Annotated in this window: 15 protein-coding genes and 2 tRNA genes; 12 read left to right on the top strand and 5 right to left on the bottom strand. The window is 58.9% G+C overall.

Annotation, left to right across the window (positions count from 1 at the left end):
- Positions 1-69: 69 nt before the first annotated feature.
- Together greA and ASD07_RS03630 are read left to right on the top strand one after the other, a co-directional pair.
- A complete protein-coding gene (gene greA, locus ASD07_RS03625; RefSeq protein WP_055925467.1) occupies positions 70-546 on the top strand; it encodes a transcription elongation factor GreA in 477 nt (158 codons plus the stop codon).
- Positions 546-962 (top strand): DUF4149 domain-containing protein, encoded by a 417-nt coding sequence (locus ASD07_RS03630; RefSeq protein WP_055925470.1) that lies wholly within the window; start codon positions 546-548, stop codon positions 960-962. Before greA ends, ASD07_RS03630 begins: the two co-directional genes overlap by 1 nt.
- 45 nt (positions 963-1007) lie before the next feature.
- Here ASD07_RS03630 and yhbY read toward each other — a convergent pair whose 3' ends face one another.
- Positions 1008-1469: a ribosome assembly RNA-binding protein YhbY gene (gene yhbY, locus ASD07_RS03635; protein WP_055925473.1), complete on the bottom strand. Its 462-nt coding sequence runs from the start codon at positions 1467-1469 to the stop codon at positions 1008-1010.
- Positions 1470-1512: 43 nt separating this feature from the next.
- Here yhbY and ASD07_RS03640 point away from each other — a divergent pair, with 43 nt between their 5' ends.
- The 6 genes from ASD07_RS03640 (at position 1513) to ASD07_RS03665 (ending at position 6880) form a co-directional block, all read left to right on the top strand.
- On the top strand, positions 1513-2160 hold the full coding sequence (locus ASD07_RS03640; protein ID WP_055925476.1) for an RlmE family RNA methyltransferase: 648 nt from the start codon (positions 1513-1515) through the stop codon (positions 2158-2160).
- Positions 2161-2315: 155 nt separating this feature from the next.
- Entirely contained in the window at positions 2316-4202 is a 1887-nt protein-coding gene (ftsH, locus tag ASD07_RS03645) for an ATP-dependent zinc metalloprotease FtsH (RefSeq protein WP_082507105.1), read from the top strand.
- A gap of 194 nt (positions 4203-4396) precedes the next feature.
- On the top strand, positions 4397-5221 hold the full coding sequence (folP, locus tag ASD07_RS03650; protein WP_055925482.1) for a dihydropteroate synthase: 825 nt from the start codon (positions 4397-4399) through the stop codon (positions 5219-5221).
- 20 nt (positions 5222-5241) lie between these two features.
- The gene (gene glmM / locus ASD07_RS03655; protein ID WP_055925485.1) at positions 5242-6594 is read left to right on the top strand and encodes a phosphoglucosamine mutase; all 1353 of its coding nucleotides are present in this window, start codon (positions 5242-5244) and stop codon (positions 6592-6594) included.
- A gap of 54 nt (positions 6595-6648) precedes the next feature.
- Positions 6649-6725: transfer RNA gene (locus tag ASD07_RS03660), tRNA-Pro, on the top strand.
- Positions 6726-6803: 78 nt separating this feature from the next.
- A tRNA-Arg gene (locus ASD07_RS03665) sits at positions 6804-6880 on the top strand.
- A gap of 166 nt (positions 6881-7046) precedes the next feature.
- On the opposite strand, the gene ASD07_RS03670 is transcribed toward ASD07_RS03665, so the two are convergent.
- Both ASD07_RS03670 and ASD07_RS30620 read right to left on the bottom strand, forming a co-directional pair.
- Positions 7047-7928: a polymer-forming cytoskeletal protein gene (locus ASD07_RS03670; RefSeq protein WP_156397850.1), complete on the bottom strand. Its 882-nt coding sequence runs from the start codon at positions 7926-7928 to the stop codon at positions 7047-7049.
- 29 nt (positions 7929-7957) lie between these two features.
- Positions 7958-8107, bottom strand: a complete 150-nt coding sequence (locus ASD07_RS30620) for a hypothetical protein (RefSeq protein ID WP_156397851.1) — start codon at positions 8105-8107, stop codon at positions 7958-7960.
- 147 nt (positions 8108-8254) lie between these two features.
- Here ASD07_RS30620 and ASD07_RS31575 point away from each other — a divergent pair, with 147 nt between their 5' ends.
- Positions 8255-8695, top strand: coding sequence for a PEP-CTERM sorting domain-containing protein (locus ASD07_RS31575; protein WP_055925491.1), 441 nt, complete (start codon positions 8255-8257; stop codon positions 8693-8695).
- A 65-nt stretch (positions 8696-8760) separates the two neighbouring features.
- Here ASD07_RS31575 and ASD07_RS03680 read toward each other — a convergent pair whose 3' ends face one another.
- A complete protein-coding gene (locus ASD07_RS03680; RefSeq protein ID WP_055925494.1) occupies positions 8761-9459 on the bottom strand; it encodes an SOS response-associated peptidase in 699 nt (232 codons plus the stop codon).
- A 42-nt stretch (positions 9460-9501) separates the two neighbouring features.
- Between ASD07_RS03680 and ASD07_RS03685 the strand changes: the two genes are divergently transcribed.
- The 3 genes from ASD07_RS03685 to ASD07_RS03700 all read left to right on the top strand — a co-directional run bounded on the left by ASD07_RS03685 (position 9502) and on the right by ASD07_RS03700 (position 13232).
- Positions 9502-9753, top strand: coding sequence for a hypothetical protein (locus tag ASD07_RS03685; protein WP_055925497.1), 252 nt, complete (start codon positions 9502-9504; stop codon positions 9751-9753).
- Between the two features lie 68 nt (positions 9754-9821).
- Positions 9822-12587: a hypothetical protein gene (locus ASD07_RS29900; protein ID WP_082507107.1), complete on the top strand. Its 2766-nt coding sequence runs from the start codon at positions 9822-9824 to the stop codon at positions 12585-12587.
- A gap of 12 nt (positions 12588-12599) precedes the next feature.
- Positions 12600-13232, top strand: a complete 633-nt coding sequence (locus ASD07_RS03700) for an NAD-dependent dehydratase (RefSeq protein WP_055925507.1) — start codon at positions 12600-12602, stop codon at positions 13230-13232.
- Between the two features lie 3 nt (positions 13233-13235).
- Here the strand turns inward: ASD07_RS03700 and ASD07_RS03705 are convergent, their stop codons facing one another.
- Positions 13236-13715 (bottom strand): Dps family protein, encoded by a 480-nt coding sequence (locus ASD07_RS03705; RefSeq protein WP_055925511.1) that lies wholly within the window; start codon positions 13713-13715, stop codon positions 13236-13238.
- Position 13716 lies beyond the last annotated feature (1 nt).

Consider the following 13716-nt stretch of genomic DNA (forward strand, 5'->3'; position numbering starts at 1 on the left):
TAACCACAGGGCCCGCGCTGAAGCATGGCGCGGGCTCTGTGCTTTTTAGCAATTTGACCAGAGACTGACATGAATACCGTTCCACTGACTAAATTCGGCGCCGAACTCCTGAAAGAAGAGCTGCACCAGCTCAAAACCAAGGAACGCCGCATTGTCATCGATGCCATCGCCGAAGCGCGTTCGCACGGTGACTTGTCCGAAAACGCAGAATACGATGCCGCCAAGGAGCGCCAGGCCTTCGTCGAAGGCCGTATCGCGGAGCTGGAAGGCAAGCTGAGCTCGGCCCAGATCGTGGACCCGACCACCCTGGACGCGGAAGGCCGCGTGGTGTTCGCCTCCACGGTGGACCTGGAAGACCTGGAGTCCGGCTCCAAAGTGAGCTACCAGATCGTCGGTACCGACGAAGCCGACCTGAAAATGAGCAAGGTTTCGGTCACCTCGCCAATCGCCCGCGCCCTGATCGGCAAGTATGCCGGCGACGTGGTGGAAGTGCAGGCCCCATCCGGCCCACGCGAATACGAAATCCTCGAAGTCCGCTACGTTTGATGATGCTGGCGAAAGTTCGCCTGCTGGTGGCCGCGCTGTGGGCCGGCAGCCTGTGGACGGTCGGCTACCTGGTGGCGCCGACCCTGTTTGCATCGCTGGACCGCGTGCTGGCCGGCTCGATTGCCGGCCTGATGTTCCATGCCGAAGCGATGTTGTCGCTGGGCTGCGGCGCCGCCATGGGCGTGCTGCTGTTCTTTGGCACCCGCGACTGGACGCCCAAACGCCGCCGTTTGGTGCTGCTGATCGTGGTGGCGATGGTGATGTGCACCGTGGCCAGCCATTTCGGCATCCAGCCGATGATGGCGGCGGCCAAGGCGTCGGGCGACGCCAGCTTTGGCAAGCTGCATGGCATTTCCAGCACCATTTACCTGGTGCAGAGCCTGCTGGCAGGTTGGCTGCTCTGGAAGCAAGCCTGAAAGATCAAGACGTAAAAAAAGGCGGGGTAGCCCGCCTTTTTAATTTCAGCCCACGGTTTTCTTGGTGCCGACTTTCTTCTTGACGCGCTTGATGGTGCCGCCGGCGGTAACGCGTTCGTTCCCTTTCAGCAGGACCTTGCTCACGGATGGCTTCTTGGTGCCGGAAGCGCTTGGCTTGACGATGGTCACCATGCGCATGCCTTTGCCGGCTTTGCCGGTGGCGGACTTCTCGGCATCGACTTTCGGGCGGTACAGCACCAGCAGCTTGCCGATGTGCTGCACAGGCGCGGCGCCGGTCTTCTCGCAGATGGATTCGTACATTTCGATGCGGGCTTCGCGGTCATCACCGAAAACGCGCACCTTGATCAAGCCGTGGGAATCCAGGCCGAGCTCGATCTCCTTCATCACGGCAGGGGTCAGGCCGGATTCGCCGACGAGGACGATAGGCTTCAGGCCGTGGGCTTCGGCGCGCAGGACACTGCGTTCGGCAGGGGTAAGGTTCAGCATAGTTATTTTTGGATAGTTCTCTTAAAGGCAGTATTCTACGCTAATGGCTAAGAACAAATTAAACAAAAACTGGTTGCACGACCATATTAACGATCCGTACGTGAAGGCCGCCCAGAAGGACGGCTACCGTGCCCGGGCAGCCTACAAGCTGAAAGAGATCGACGAGGACGCCAAGTTGATCAAGCCTGGCCAGGTGATCGTCGACCTGGGCTGCACCCCTGGCTCCTGGGGCCAGTACGTGCGCCGCAAGCTGGCCGGGAAAGAGGGCGGCGGCATCAACGGCACCATGATCGGACTGGATATCCTGCCGATGGAGCCGATCTCCGATATGCACTTCATCCAGGGCGATTTCCGCGAGCAGGAAGTCCTCGACCAATTGGCCGAAGTATTGCAAGGCCGCAAGGCGGACCTTGTATTGTCCGATATGGCGCCCAATTTATCTGGTATTGCGGTGGCCGATGCTGCCCGAATGGAAGACCTTATCGATATCGCCATTGAGTTCAGCCAGCAGCATATGAAACCGGGTGGCGCTTTATTGGTGAAGTGTTTCAAAGACCTGGGATTCAGCCAGGTTGTCGAGAAATTCCGGCGCGAATTCAAGACCGTGGTGCAGAAAAAGCCGAAGGCCAGCCGCGATAAATCGTCAGAAATTTTCTTATTGGGCCGCGGGCTCAAAAATCCAGTGGAATAATGCCATTCTGGCCCTTGATTTAGCTGGAAAAACCCACATATCCTGCGCAGGAGTGTGCACCATAGGGCCGGTTTGTAGCACGGCCCGGGTTTAACGAGTAAAATCGGATTTCTGCTACAGGTAACTGGTGCGCTTTGCGCATCCAAGGAGTTTTCGTGAATAACATGTTTTCTAAATCGGCTATCTGGGTCGTTGTAGCCTTGCTGCTATTTATGCTGTTTAAGCAATTCGACAGCCACAGCATTGCCGGCGGCGCAAAGCCTATCGCTTATTCCGATCTGTTGGATGAGGTCATAGCGAAGCGCATTAAAGATGTCGTGATTGAAGGGCAGACGATTACTGCCACCCGGGTCGACGATTCCAAAGTCCGTACCACGTCCACTTTCCTGGACCGTGGCCTGATCCGCGACCTGCGCGACAACGGCGTGCGCTTCGACGTCAAGCCGCCTGAAGAGCCAGGCATCCTGCAACAGGTATTTGTATCCTGGTTCCCGATGCTGCTGCTGATCGGCGTGTGGGTATTCTTCATGCGCCAGATGCAAGGTGGCGGCAAGGGCGGCGCGTTCTCCTTCGGCAAGTCGAAGGCGCGCATGCTGGACGAAACCAACAACACCGTGACCTTCTCCGATGTGGCAGGTTGCGATGAAGCCAAAGAGGAAGTGACCGAGATCGTCGACTTCCTGAAAGACCCGACCAAGTTCCAGAAACTGGGCGGCCGTATTCCACGCGGCGTGCTGATGGTTGGTCCTCCAGGTACCGGTAAAACCCTGCTGGCACGTGCCATTGCGGGTGAAGCCAAGGTGCCGTTCTTCTCGATTTCCGGTTCGGACTTCGTCGAAATGTTTGTCGGCGTCGGCGCAAGCCGCGTGCGCGACATGTTCGAGAACGCCAAGAAGCATTCGCCTTGCATCATCTTCATCGACGAGATCGACGCTGTAGGCCGCCATCGCGGCGCCGGCATGGGCGGCGGTAACGACGAACGCGAACAGACCCTGAACCAGCTGCTGGTTGAGATGGACGGCTTTGAAGCTTCATCCGGCGTGATCGTGATTGCCGCGACCAACCGTGCCGACGTGCTGGATAAGGCGCTGCTGCGCCCAGGCCGTTTCGACCGCCAGGTTTCCGTTGGCCTGCCGGATATCCGCGGCCGCGAACAGATCCTGAACGTGCACATGCGCAAAGTGCCGATCAGCACCGACGTGAAAGCCGATATCCTGGCACGCGGTACCCCGGGCTTCTCCGGCGCCGACCTGGCCAACCTGGTCAACGAGGCTGCACTGTTTGCCGCGCGCCGCAACAAGCGCCTGGTCGACATGATCGACTTCGAAGATGCGAAGGACAAGATCTTCATGGGCCCGGAACGCAAGTCCATGGTGATCCGCGAAGAAGAGCGCCGCAATACCGCTTACCACGAGTCCGGCCACGCCGTGGTGGCCAAGCTGCTGCCGAAGGCTGACCCGGTCCACAAAGTGACCATCATGCCGCGCGGCTGGGCCCTGGGCCTGACCTGGCAGCTGCCTGAGCACGACAATATTTCGGGCTACAAGGACAAGATGCTGGAAGAGATTTCCATCCTGTTCGGCGGCCGTATCGCGGAAGAGATCTTCGTCGGCCAGATGTCGACCGGCGCCTCCAACGACTTCGCCCGCGCCACCAAGCTGGCCCGTGCCATGGTGACCAAGTACGGCATGTCCGATGCGCTGGGCGTGATGGTGTACGAAGACAGCCAGAACGACGGCTGGCTGGGCGGCGCCAACAAGACCATCTCGGAAGCGACCCAGCAGAAGGTGGACGCGGAAATCCGCACCATCCTGGATTCGCAATATGCCCTGGCGCGCAAGCTGCTGGAAGATAACCGCGAGAAGGTCGAAGTGATGACCAAGGCCCTGCTGGAATGGGAAACCATCGATGCGGACCAGGTGAACGACATCATGGCGGGCCAGGAGCCGCGCCCGCCGAAGGCCGGCACCACCATCCGCAAACAGCCAGGCAGCGACGGCCCAGGTTCCAGCCCGAACCCGAACGCCACCGCCCCAGCCTGATCGAAATCCCAAACCGGTAAACCAGTGTCAGACCCAAGGGTCTGACACTGTCATATCCGCTGTTACAGGTGTTGGTTGTAGTCCTTGACCTTCGTCGAAAGTCAAAAACTCAGAACCAGCCCCGGACGGCCGCACACCGGGGTCAGACCCTTGGGTCTGACCCGGATTTGCCGGTTTAAAAGCCTCCGCCACCCATGCCCCAACACAAGTTCGGACGCTTCAATTTCCCCACCAGCCGCGCGCTGGTGATGGGCATCCTCAACGCCACCCCTGATTCCTTCAGCGACGGCGGCCAGTTCGCCAGCCTCGACTACGCAATCACCCACGCCGAACAGATGATCCGTGACGGCGTCGACATCATCGACATCGGCGGCGAGAGCAGCCGTCCCGGCGCTCCGGCCGTGACACTGGATGAAGAGCTGCGGCGCGTGATGCCCCTGATTTTTGCCCTGCGCGATTGCGGCAAGGCGATCAGCGTCGACACCTATAAACCGGAAGTCATGCGCGAAGCGGTCCTGGCCGGCGTCGACATGATCAACGATATAAACGGTTTCCGCGCGCCCGGCGCCATCGAAGCGGTGAAAGAGAGCGATTGTGCGTTGTGCATAATGCACATGATTAACAATCCGACAACAATGCAGGCCAACCCCGAGTACAATGATGTTGTGCGCGAAGTCACGGATTTCCTGGCCGAACGCATTGCCGTCCTGACGGCGGCAGGCATCGACAAAGAGCGCCTGTGGATCGACCCGGGCTTTGGATTTGGTAAAACAGTAGAACATAATTACGCATTGCTGAAGGCTGGCAGGCAAATGGTTGCCGAGCTGGGCGTGCCGCTGCTGGCTGGCTTGTCGCGCAAATCGATGATCGGCGCCATCACTGGCAAACCCGTTGAACAGCGCCTGGCAGGCAGTCTCGGCGGCGCGCTGGCAGCTGTGGCGCACGGTGCCCAGATCGTCAGGGTGCATGATGTAGCAGAGACCGTCGACGCACTCTGCGTGTGGCAGGCGGCGCATTAAGAAAAGGAAGAGAACACAATATGGCACGTAAATATTTCGGTACCGATGGCGTACGTGGCCTGGTCGGCCAGGCTCCGATCACCCCCGACTTCGTCATGCGCCTCGGCTATGCCGCTGGCAAGGTTCTGGCCAAGAGCGCTGCGACAGGCACCGCCCGCCCAGCCGTCCTGATCGGCAAAGACACCCGTATCTCCGGCTACATGCTGGAAGCCGCGCTGGAAGCGGGCTTCTCGGCCGCCGGCGTCGACGTCAAGCTGGCCGGCCCGATGCCAACCCCGGCCATCGCCTACCTGACGCGCGCGCTGCGCCTGCAAGCCGGCGTGGTGATCTCCGCCTCGCACAACCCGTTCCAGGATAACGGCATCAAGTTCTTCTCCGACCAGGGTACCAAGCTGCCGGACTCGGTCGAGCTGGACATCGAAGCCATGCTGGAGCAGCCGATGGAATGCGTCTCGCCGGAAAAGCTGGGCCGCGCCCGCCGCCTGGATGATGCCCAGGGCCGCTACATCGAGTTCTGCAAGAGCACCTTCCCGTACGAACTGGACCTGCGCGGCCTGAAAGTCGTGGTCGACTGCGCCCACGGCGCCGCGTACAACATCGCCCCCCACGTGTTCCATGAACTGGGCGCGGAAGTGGTCGCCATCGGCAACAAGCCGGACGGCCTGAACATCAACGACGGCGTTGGCGCCACCGCTCCGAAAGCCATGGCTGCTGCCGTGCTCGAGCACAAAGCCGACCTCGGCATTGCGCTGGACGGCGATGCCGACCGCCTGATCATGTGCGACGCAGCCGGCCGCCTGTATAACGGCGACGAACTGCTGTACGTAATGGTGATGGACCGTGTAGCCAACGGCGGCGTCGCTGGCGCCGTCGGCACCCTGATGACCAATATGGCTGTCGAGGTGGCGCTCAAGCAGAAGGGCATCGGCTTCGCGCGCGCCAAAGTGGGCGACCGCTACGTGCTGGAAGTGATGCAGGAAAAAGGCTGGATCCTGGGCGGCGAGGGCAGCGGCCACCTGCTGGCACTGGACAAGCACAGCACCGGCGACGGCATCATCTCCGCGCTGCAAGTGCTGTCCGCGCTCAAGCGCAGCGGCAACACCCTGGCCGAGATCGCCGGCGAAGTCACACTGTTCCCGCAAACCCTGATCAATGTGCGCGTGCCTGCCGGCTTCGACTGGCAGAAGAATGTCGCCATGGTTGCGGAAAAAGAAAAGGTGGAAGCGGAGCTGGGCGACACCGGCCGTGTGCTGATCCGCGCTTCCGGCACCGAGCCGCTGATCCGCGTCATGGTCGAAGCACGCGACGCCGATAAGGCCCAGAGCATGGCGCGCCGCATCGCCGATAAAGTTGAAACAGCGCTGGCAGCATAAAGTTGCCCGCGTGACATTGACGGATGGTGCCTCGCCGGGGTATTATTCGTTCATCGGAGTGTAGCGCAGCCCGGTAGCGCACCTGCTTTGGGAGCAGGGGGTCCAAGGTTCGAATCCTTGTACTCCGACCAGGAAATTCTAGAGCGGGTTGTCTTCGGACAACCCGCTTTTCTTTTGCGGCATGGCTTTTTCTTGCATCGCCCGCCATTCTGCCCTTAGCTCAGTTGGATAGAGCATCGGCCTTCTAAGCCGAGGGTCACAGGTTCGATTCCTGTAGGGCAGGCCAATCTCAACTCAGATTCCCACTTGTGAATGAATGGCCCGTAGCACAAACCCTATGTGCAGCGGGCGCTGGCAATAAGTCGGCCACCTTGCTGTGCAGGAGTAGCCTGGACAAGAATTTCGTGCCTATGGCGAATTGAATAAATAAGCCTCCAGGCAAAATTTCCGCCTTAGTCCACGTTGCGGCGACGGAAAAGCGCCAGTGATGCCAGGCCGATTGCCAGCAAGGGCAGCGAGCTTGGATTCGGTACTTTCGAAGTTTCTTCCGGCATCGCAGTCACGATGGAATTCAGGTCCAGTTGGATGTTCTTGCGCGCGATGAACGTGCCGCCCAAAACGGATCCCTGGTTGAAGTGCATATTGCTTCCTGCACCGGAGGCGAACAGGGTGCCGAACCATTCACTCCATGCACCTTGCGTCCAGTTGCCCTTGGTTTCGGTGTAGATGTCGTTGGCCGTACCGTTCAGCATTTCGAAATCAAATTTCGAGCCGATCTCCACGTTGTTCTTGACGAACAGGTTGATGGCGCCGCCGGACAGGTCGAAGATGAACGCGCTCTCGGCGCCTACAGTCAGCGAGTCGAAGTAGTACGTGCCTGCGCTTAGCTTCAGGGTCGAATCGTATTCAAGGTTGACCTTGCCGTATGAGCCACTTGCCATTTCGGCAGTTGCGCCGGATTTGAGGCCATAGGCTTTTCCGCCTGTCTTGAAATCGGTGGCGGTTGGCAAGGTATTCAGCGATGGGGAATTCGTCTTGCCGGCGACGGTGCCGGTGACATTGGCCTGGTACTTCACGTCCACCTGCTTGCCGGCAGTCGCATTGCCTTTGATCTGGGACTTTTGCTCAAGGGTGACATTGCCGCCGGCGCTAACATTGCCGCTCACCTGGGACTCGTATTTGGAGTGGATGTTGCCCTTGGCGCCCACGTCGCCAGTGACGTTGGTGCCTTGCTCAAGGTTGATATTGCCGCCTGCGAGGAGGGTGAATGGGGTGGCGTTAGCGAAAACTGGTGTTGCAAGAACAGCTGCGGCAGCGAGGGCTTTTAATTTCATGTTTGGCATCTAAAATTTGCTAATGGTAATCAATAATAATCAAAAGCAAGAACTGGGCCATGCATTTGTAAATCATTGATTTGTAAATGAAATGCTTGCGCCAAGTCCCCTTGATGAACACGAAGTGTAAAGTTTCCCGACATTAAGAAGGTAATTTTAATTGCCGTAATTGCAATCATGTTGCCAAATGGAGTCGGGATTTTTTACGCTTTACTCGACTGTTTTAACAATGTTTTCTACAGTCCATTGATTTTAAACAAAATTTCTCTCTCCAAACCACGGCACCTGTGTTCATGGATTCATTTGGTGGTTGGGAGTGGAAACAGATGTCCAGCGTTACCTTGGCGCATGGCACCAACGAAATTTTCGGGCTGACCAGCTCGATGAATATTTACGACCAGGGTTGGGGTGGCCAGGATCCGGCGGGTAACCAGGTTTTGATCGGCCTGTTCGCCAACGGCGCCAATTTGTTCAACGTGCACGTAGCCGGCGGTTGGCATAACTTCACGACCCAGACTTTTAACATCGCGAACGACGCCCTCGCACTGAAAAACCTCAACCTCAAACTGGACACGATTGACTGGGCATTGAACCCTGTCGTCAAGCTGCAAATGTTCGCGGCCCCAATCGGCTATCCGGGCTGGCAGCTGCATGCAAGGAATGCGACCTTCATGGTCGAGTCGGCAAAAATTCCTGAGCCTGCATCGCTGGCACTGCTTGGACTGGGCCTTGCTGGCCTGGCCGTAGCACGCCGCCGCAAAGCCTGATTGCTGGCATTGCTGCCAAGGGCTGGCCCCTGCATTGCGCAGGGGCCAGCCCTTTTTGTTTGCTGCTAAAGATCCAGCAGTGATTGCTGCTGCGGTTCGACGGCAGCTTTCTTCCTGGCCGGCGGGCGGGGGTCTTCCCACGCCAGCATCAACTCGTGCGGATAGGGATTGAGGAAGGCGCGGGCAAACTCGGGATCGCGGCAGGACAGCCAGTCGCGGTATGCTTCCGGCGGCACTACGACCAGGGTGCGCTTTTCGTCGTCCGGCTTGTGGAAGCGTTTCAACAAGGGGTGTTCGTCGGCGTTGATGGTCAGCTGGGTGAAGGCGTGGCTGACGCTGCCATCGGTTTCCTCCCAGCTGCGCCACATGCCGGCCACGGCGAACGGATGCTTGTCCGCCATGCTGATTTGCCAGCGCACGGCCTTGCCTGATTCATAATTGGGCTCGTAAAAACCCGTCATGGGTACCAGGCAAAGCTGGCTCGAACGCCAGTATCTGCTGTAGGAGCGCAGTTGGCCCACGGTTTCGCTGCGGGCGTTCATGGTGGTCAGCGATGGCATTGCCGCCGGCACATGGCGGCGCGGCACGAAACCAAAGGACGCCACCACGCATTCCGGCTGTCCGTCGAGGCCGAGGCGGATGATGGGGGCGTCGTAGTCCTTCCAGGTCTCGTCTGGCCATTCCATGCCGGCGATGTTGGACAGGTCGATGTCCATCATTTCCTGCAGCAGGTCGCGCGAAGTGGGGCGGTAATTGGTACACATGGGGGCTATGCTAACCCGATTGAGCTTGCTAAACTACTGTATATGCATACAGTTACAAGAAAGCCGCTGACCGCAGCACAACTTCGTGAAATCTGGCTGCGCAACCAGAATGACGACATGCTGGCCGTGCTGTGGGAAGTCAAACGCCTGCGCGGGCTGGTGGTGCGGGCAAGCCATTTGCATTGGACCTTCCGCGATGAACTCAAGGGCGAGCCATGCCTGGAAGAGGACCGTCCGTTTGCCACTGAAAGGGAATTGCGGCGGCGGGCCAATGCGATCCGGAATGCGGACTGAGACCATTATTTCGTTGCATCGCTGTCAACCATTGTGCCATAGTGTTTAAAACACAATGGGCGAGAATCATGGCAATGACTTCGCAGCTTCATCCACTCAAGGGTTGCACTGCCGGCCGCACAGCTGACGTGATTTTCGTGCATGGACTAGGGGGCGATCCAATTGAAACCTGGCGCCGGCCGGACTTTTCATGGCCTGAGGTGCTGGGCAGTGAAATGGAGCATGTGGGGATCTGGTCATTGGGCTATCCGGCAGCGAAAAGCGATTGGACCGGTTCCGCAATGCCTCTCGGCGACCGCGCGCAAAATGTCCTCACTTTGCTAGAAGCGCACAATATCGGTAAGTTGCCTATTATTTTTGTCGCACATAGCCTGGGCGGTTTGTTGGTGAAACAAATGTTGCGGCTTGCGGAAGACCTGTCCCAGACGCCGTGGCGGGCCATCAGCAAATCGACAAGGGGCATCGTTCTTCTCGCTACGCCCAATACCGGATCACGCCTGGCTGATCTGGGTTCTTTCCTCCCAGGGCTGCGTCCCTCGGCCGCAATCCGGGATCTGGAGCTGAACAGCGCCGGCCTTCGGCAATTAAATCTATGGTTTCGGAATAATGTAAAACGCATCGGTTGCCAGCTGCTGGTCTTTTCAGAAAAATTGCCCTGCGGCCCGGTGATCGTAGTCGATGAGGCTTCATCTGATCCAGGAATTGAGGGTGTCATTCCAATCCCGCTGGATGAAAATCACATCAGCATCTGTAAGCCAGCTTCCAGCAGCGCCTTGCAGTACCTGAAAGTGAAGCAGTTTATTGACGAACTGGTGCCCCGTGCAGAGCCAGTACAGATAGTGAGCGCTGCAAGCGCTTATCCCGGTCAAGCGGGGCATCGTCAGCAATACCTGCTCAATATTGCGGCCTGGCGTCCCAACGAAGTCAATGCGCTTGCCTTCAGCCCGTGCTCCCGCTATCTCGCTGTTGCCTCCGACGACAACACTGTACGCATATGGCGCCACGAAGGAGAAGACTTGCTCCTGACGGTGGTGGCGCATCAGGATTCGGTGAAATCTGTCTGTTGGTCGCCGGATGGGAAATACATCGCCTCGTGTTCTGCGGATGGCAGCGCAAAGATTTGGGATTTTCCCAATGGTTCGCTCAGGCGACAGTGGAATGGCGGTGACGATTGGGCGCGTGCCATTACGTGGTCGGGCGACGGGCAATGGTTAGCTTGTGGATACGCAAACGGAACGGTTCGTATTTTTCACCCTGGCAGCCCGGAAGAATTGTTTCGCCTCTCGGCGCACGATGCACGGGTGCGCGGAATTTCAGCATCGCCCTGTTCCCAATACGTGGCGAGTGGAGGCTCCGATGGTTTTGTCCAGGTCTGGCGCGCAGGCGACGGGGCAAGACATGCAACCGTCAAAATTGCCGCTTTGTTTCACCAACAGGAACAAGATCGGGCGCAGGTAATTTGCCTGGCATGGGCACCGTCTGGCGAATGGATCGCGGCGGGCACCATAGCGGGACACCTGGCCATCATTGATACGCTCACGTGGCGGATTGTCCGTGCCGCGAAAGTGGCGCGTGACTCCCTTCTTGGCTGCAGCTGGTCGCCAACTTCCGATGAAATCGTCGTAGGGTCGTCAGACCGGACCGCCGTTCGAATAGCCATTTCGGCGATGCCGAAGGCTGAGGCCATAAGCACGGCGCCTATGCCTTTTTCGAGCGGCCTCGCGGCACCTGCTGGTACCAGGATTTCAGAGCGTCCAGGATCTGTCCGGGCAGTGGCCTGGTCGCCCGATGGCCAATCAATTGCGACGGGCTCAACCGACCAAACCATTGAAATTCATGCCGAACGCGAATCAGCTGCGAAATCGACTTCAATTCTGAGAGCGCATCAATGGCGCGTGCAATGTGCGGCAGTGTCGCAGGATGGGGAAAAGCTGGCGGTAGGCAGCATTGCTCGCACAGTCGTTTTGTATGACTTGAAACAGGGGCGCTATCAATGGACGTTCGAAGGGACGACGGTCGTGGAGGGCGCCTCCGAGGATTGGGGCGGGAAGGACGTTCGTATCGTCGAAAAGCGGCGTGAAGGACTCGATGAATATGCTCGATGCCTGGCATTTTCACGTGATGGGCAATACATCGCCGTTGGCAGCGATGATCGTACTGTTCGCATCCTGGAAGCGGACAGCGGGCGCTGCACTGTTCCCGTGCTAGCGAACAGTCATGAGGAACGCATTCATTGCCTCGCGTGGTCGGCAGGCGATCGGTTCATCATTTCGTGTTCCGGAAGCGTTGTTGCCATTTGGGACCGATCATCAGGGACGGTCCACACAACACGTGCCCACCGGGGCCATATATTAAGCCTGGCATGCGCCCCATCCGGTGATGCGTTCGCCACGACGGCAGAAGATCACACTATTGTGCTTTGGCGCGGGACCACGTCGCGCGAGTTGTGCCGGACACCAGTGAGCCTGCCCCTTCTTTCATGGTCGCCCGATGGCAAGTTCATTGTGGGCGCTGGCTCGGCTGGGCATGCCTACGTCTGGAACGCGCAGTATGGGCAAATGATCGCGCAGATCGACACAGGCGATCGGATCCGTGCGCTGACCTGGACCGCCGGGCAATGCCTTATGGCGCTTGATAAAGGCGATGTACTGATCGTAGACCAGTCCACCTGGACGATTCGCTCGCGCGTGAATTCCTTATCGTCGACCCATCGCAGCTTGTGCATGCGCGTAACCGGTTATCGAATGCCGGACCAGTTGGGACTCTCATCGGAAATTGAGGTCGCGTGGACAGTGATGGAATCCGGGAATCACGCAGCCTGGAATGCAGACTGATACTATCAGTCCATGAAGAATTTACTGTTGGTGGGATCGAGCGGCCTTGTCGGCCGCGAAGTGTTGAAGCTGGCGCTGGCCTCGCCGGCTGTTGCGCAAGTCGTTGCGCCTTCGCGGCGGCGGCTGGAGCCGCATGCGAAACTGGTGGCGCCGATCGTAGACTTCGATCGTTTGCCGGCGCTGGAGCCTTGGTGGCAGGCCGATGCTGTGATTTGCACCCTGGGCACGACCATCAAGGTCGCCGGCTCGCAGGAGGCCTTCCGCAAAGTGGACTATAGCTATCCAATGGCGGTGGCGCGCCTGGCGCGCCAGCATGGAACGCCGGTTTTCGTGCTGAATTCAGCCATGGGCGCGGATGCGGGTTCCAGCGTTTTCTATAACCGCGTGAAGGGAGAGGTGGAGCACGGTGTGCGCTCGCTGGGGTTTGAAACGCTGGTGATAGCGCGGCCCGGCTTGATTGGCGGTGCGCGCGAAGAATTCCGGCTCGGCGAGAAAATCCTGGTGCCGATCCTGTCTGTGCTTGGCCCGGTACTGCCGCGGGCGTGGCGCATCAACCCGGCCGGGCACATTGCGCGCGCCATGTTCGAGGCGGCAATGCACCCGCAACCGGGTGAGCACATCATTACTTCGGACAGGATGGCCTGAGGCTTATTCTTCCAGCAGGCTGCGCAGCATCCACGCAGTCTTTTCGTGCACGTCCAGGCGCTGGGTCAGCAGGTCTGCGGTAGGCTGGTCGTTGGCTTCGTCCACCACCGGCAGCAGCGAACGGGCGGTGCGCGCAGTGGTTTCCTGGGCGGAGACCAGGTGGCGCACCATGTCCATGGCCTTAGGCACGCCGGCCACTTCCTTGACCGTGCCCAGCTTGCCGAATTCGGCATAGGTGCCCGGCGCGGGGTAGCCCAATGCGCGGATGCGCTCTGCGATCATGTCCAGCGCGGTCCATTGTTCGGTGTACTGCGTCATGAACATCTGGTGCAGGGAATTGAACATGGGACCCTTCACGTTCCAGTGGAAGTTGTGGGTCATCAGGTAGAGCGAGTAGCTGTCGGCCAGCAGGCGGGACAGGCCATCGGCAATGCGTGCGCGGCTGTCGTCGGACAGGCCGATATCAATCTTCACTACGTCCATC

Source organism: Duganella sp. Root336D2 (assembly GCF_001425005.1).
Classification (GTDB): Bacteria; Pseudomonadota; Gammaproteobacteria; order Burkholderiales; family Burkholderiaceae_D; genus Rugamonas.

What these genes read in the sequence shown, in the direction of transcription:
- ASD07_RS29900 (WP_082507107.1), top strand. Translation starts at nt 9,822, where the DNA reads ATGGCAATGACTTCGCAGCTTCATCCACTCAAGGGTTGCACTGCCGGC.
- ASD07_RS03700 (WP_055925507.1), top strand. Translation starts at nt 12,600, where the DNA reads ATGAAGAATTTACTGTTGGTGGGATCGAGCGGCCTTGTCGGCCGCGAA.
- greA (WP_055925467.1), top strand. Translation starts at nt 70, where the DNA reads ATGAATACCGTTCCACTGACTAAATTCGGCGCCGAACTCCTGAAAGAA.
- ASD07_RS03705 (WP_055925511.1), bottom strand. Translation starts at nt 13,715, where the DNA reads ATGGACGTAGTGAAGATTGATATCGGCCTGTCCGACGACAGCCGCGCA.
- glmM (WP_055925485.1), top strand. Translation starts at nt 5,242, where the DNA reads ATGGCACGTAAATATTTCGGTACCGATGGCGTACGTGGCCTGGTCGGC.
- ASD07_RS31575 (WP_055925491.1), top strand. Translation starts at nt 8,255, where the DNA reads ATGTCCAGCGTTACCTTGGCGCATGGCACCAACGAAATTTTCGGGCTG.
- yhbY (WP_055925473.1), bottom strand. Translation starts at nt 1,469, where the DNA reads ATGCTGAACCTTACCCCTGCCGAACGCAGTGTCCTGCGCGCCGAAGCC.
- folP (WP_055925482.1), top strand. Translation starts at nt 4,397, where the DNA reads ATGCCCCAACACAAGTTCGGACGCTTCAATTTCCCCACCAGCCGCGCG.
- ASD07_RS03670 (WP_156397850.1), bottom strand. Translation starts at nt 7,928, where the DNA reads ATGAAATTAAAAGCCCTCGCTGCCGCAGCTGTTCTTGCAACACCAGTT.
- ASD07_RS30620 (WP_156397851.1), bottom strand. Translation starts at nt 8,107, where the DNA reads ATGATTGCAATTACGGCAATTAAAATTACCTTCTTAATGTCGGGAAAC.
- ASD07_RS03685 (WP_055925497.1), top strand. Translation starts at nt 9,502, where the DNA reads ATGCATACAGTTACAAGAAAGCCGCTGACCGCAGCACAACTTCGTGAA.
- ASD07_RS03640 (WP_055925476.1), top strand. Translation starts at nt 1,513, where the DNA reads ATGGCTAAGAACAAATTAAACAAAAACTGGTTGCACGACCATATTAAC.
- ASD07_RS03680 (WP_055925494.1), bottom strand. Translation starts at nt 9,459, where the DNA reads ATGTGTACCAATTACCGCCCCACTTCGCGCGACCTGCTGCAGGAAATG.
- ASD07_RS03630 (WP_055925470.1), top strand. Translation starts at nt 546, where the DNA reads ATGATGCTGGCGAAAGTTCGCCTGCTGGTGGCCGCGCTGTGGGCCGGC.